This is a genomic window from Acinetobacter tandoii (assembly GCF_008867985.1).
In the GTDB taxonomy this organism is placed as follows: Bacteria; Pseudomonadota; Gammaproteobacteria; order Pseudomonadales; family Moraxellaceae; genus Acinetobacter; species Acinetobacter tandoii.
In genome coordinates this window covers 1-1,075 of the sequence record NZ_VXLD01000030.1, presented here as the reverse complement: position 1 = coordinate 1,075, position 1,075 = coordinate 1, and the positions used below count along the sequence as shown (strand labels likewise).

Sequence of the window (1,075 nt, the reverse complement as noted above, 5' to 3'; positions counted from 1 at the left end):
TAACACTTGCCCCAGATGTAAACACATGCTGCCCCGCCTTTACTTCAAACTTTCCACCCGTTTTGGGGAAAATTCCAGAATTATTCAGTGCAATCTGCGATGAACCACCTGTAATCAATACTTCTTTTGGGCTACTGATTTCAATGCGATCATCCGTCGAAGAAATTGTTATGCCTAGCTTGGCAAATACATCTAAAGCATCTGACTGTGCCTGAATCTCGACTTTACTCTGCGCTGCAATAGCTTTAATGCCACCTTGAGCAGCAAATAAACTGAGTTTGTTTTGTGCGTGTGCAATCAAATTCTTTTGCGTACTCAAGTTGATGCTATCGCCTGCAAACTGGTTAATTTGCCCATCAGCCGAAACATGAATGTCTGCATTGGTACTTAAACCAATCCCATCTGGCGAGTTTAATAAAAGCAAGGCTTTATTAAATTTAGCAATTTTTTGCTCTAACTGTTGTGCAAATTCTTTGAGTTGTTCAACCGATTCAATTTCATCCGTCTTTTGGTTTTTGGCAATATCACTCAAGGCTTTACTGTTAGTCTGACTACCCTCAAGTTGCTTTTTGGCAAGCTCTGAATCAAGGTGATCACCTTTTGCTTGGTCTTGTTTGTAAGTTGAGATGAGTAAGCCTTGTCCTGCACGTACTGCTCCCCATTGGTCAGTACGGAGTTCAAAGCCTTCTCCACGGTCTTCACTTTCTTCGGTGGCTTTAGGATGACTCAGTTTACCTAAATTGAGTTGACTTGCCGCATGGCTACTTTGCAACTGGGCACTAATTTGACCTGTGCTGTCATCAAATCGGAGCTGGTTAAAGCCCTCTCCCTGATATTCTTTAGATTTAATGCCTGCCAGTTTTTTGGTATCAGGGAGTTGTCCTGCATTATCAAATTTTGTAGGAGAACGCTGTGCTTCATGAAGACGCCCCACCACGAAAGGACGATCTATGTCTCCTTGAAAGAAGTCAATGACTACAATTTCCCCAATTCGTGGCAAGAAACGTGCCCCGTAGCCTTCACCTGCCCATGGGGTCAGTACATCCACCCAAGCAGAGTCTGTATCGTTATCATT

Annotated in this window: 1 protein-coding gene; it reads right to left on the bottom strand. The window is 43.2% G+C overall.

Features of this window, described 5'->3' with window-relative positions; genetic code table 11:
- The coding region (locus tag F4W09_RS16970) for a DUF2345 domain-containing protein (protein WP_151505448.1) at nucleotides 1-1,075 on the bottom strand (1,075 nt) is incomplete at both ends.